This is a genomic window from Microbacterium sp. Bi128 (assembly GCF_918698205.1).
On the sequence record NZ_CAKKMM010000977.1, the window covers coordinates 1 to 1,935 of the forward strand.

Sequence of the window (1,935 nt, forward strand, 5' to 3'; positions counted from 1 at the left end):
GATGGAGTTTGTTATGAGCGTTGAGCAGGGAATGACCCCGTTGACTGATGATGAGCTGATGGCGCAGGGCGGCACCGCTCTCCCGGACAAGGAAGTCGCCTCCGTCCTGGACCTGAACGCCGACCTGAACCTGGGGATCAGCGCCGCGGCGCCGATCGACCTCGGCGTCGCGGCCAACGCCAACGTTGCCGCGCCGATTGATGCGGCAGCCTCGGCAAACGTGCTCTCTTTCGGGTCTGAGTCCCAGGCCCTCGCCGACCAGGGCACCATTATCAACCAGGGCGTCACAGGCGATGCCACGGCAGACTCCACCCAGGACAGTGTCATCGACCAGGGCACCGGTACGGATGCCGGGACCACAGCAGATTCTGCCGCAGCGCCTGCCCCCACGGCCGATCTCGGCGGCGCTGTACCCGCCGATGCCACCGGCGTCTTGCCGGATGGCACGGCCCCGGACCTGGGCGGTGCGCTGCCGACTGACGTGGGAGCCGCTGCCGGCGCCGCGGGTGCCCTCAACGGCAACCTGCTCAACGTCGATGTGAACCTGGACGCCAACGCTGGCATCGCAGCACCGATCAACGGTGCGGTGGCCGCCAACGCCAACGTGGCCGCGCCGATCGACGCTGCCGTCGGCGCCAACATCGGCTCTATCGACAGCAACGCGTTCGCCGTCGCCCAGCAGGATGCCATCATCAACCAGGACATCCATGGTGACGCTACGGCGTCGGCTGACCAGCAGTCCGACCTGAAGCAGTAGCACCTAGATGAGCACTGTGCACGGAGGGCCGTCCGGGCAGGACGGCCCTCCGGCCCTGTCTGCCACCGGCGGCGCCACATCCGCCGCCACATCGCCCGGCACCGACTCCGGAGCCGGTGCACGCGGCGACGCTGCCGGCCCGGCGGCGTCCGCGGCGGTCGGCCTGCACCCGGTTCCGGTGCGGGCCGCCGGCGTCCAGCTGATCGGCGAGGCGAAGGGGTCCGGTTACAAGGAAGCCCCGTCCCTCGTGCGCCGTTCCGACGGCCAGACCATCCAGCTCACCCGACTGCTGTACCTGGTGCTCGAGGCGATCGACGGCGAGCGGGGCCTGGAAGAAATCGCCGGGCACGCCAGCGACAGTTTCGGACGGCTCGTCAGTGCCGAGAACGTCCGCACCCTGATCACTTCCCAGCTGCTCCCCCTCGGCCTCCTGCAGCTGGCGGACGGCTCCGAGCCCGCGGTAAAGAAATCGAACCCGCTGCTGGGTATGCGCTTCCGGTACTCGGTGACCGATCCGGACCGCACCCGGAAGATCACCGCGCCGTTCGCCACGCTGTTCAACCCCTTGATCGTGGTGGCTGTGACCGCGGCCTTCCTGGCCACGTGCTGGTGGGTGTTGATGGTCAAGGGTCTGGCATCGGCAACGCATGAGGCCTTCGCCAACCCCGGCCTGGTGCTTCTGATCCTGGTGGTCACGGTGCTCTCGGCCGGTTTCCATGAGTTCGGCCACGCCGCCGCCGCCCGCCGCGGCGGAGCCACCCCCGGCGCCATGGGGACCGGCCTGTATCTGATGTGGCCGGCCTTCTATACCGACGTCACGGATTCCTACCGGCTGGGGCGCGGCGGCCGGCTGCGCACGGACCTCGGCGGACTGTACTTCAACGCCATCGTGGCCGTCGCGATCATGGGCATCTGGTGGGCCACCGGCTTCGATGCGCTGCTGCTGGTGGTGGTCACCCAGATCCTGCAGATGGTCCGGCAGCTGATGCCGCTGGTCCGCTTCGACGGCTACCATATCCTGGCCGACGCTACCGGTGTCCCGGACCTGTTCCAGCGCATCAAGCCCACGCTGCTGGCCCTGGTGCCGTGGCGGAAGACAGACCCCGAAGCCGGGCTCCTGAAGCCCTGGGCGCGGGCCGTGGTCACCATCTGGGTGCTGGTCACGGTCCCCCTGCTGC

1 protein-coding gene and 1 pseudogene are annotated in these 1,935 nt (G+C 68.8%); both read left to right on the forward strand.

The genetic code is table 11. The features are described 5' to 3' along the window. The first annotated feature begins 13 nt into the window (after window positions 1–13). On the forward strand, window positions 14–757 hold the full coding sequence (locus LQV45_RS28755; protein WP_374208321.1) for a peptidoglycan-binding protein: 744 nt from the start codon (window positions 14–16) through the stop codon (window positions 755–757). A 7-nt stretch (window positions 758–764) separates the two neighbouring features. Continuing rightward, window positions 765–1,935, forward strand: a pseudogene (locus tag LQV45_RS28760) (hypothetical protein); the annotation flags it as partial.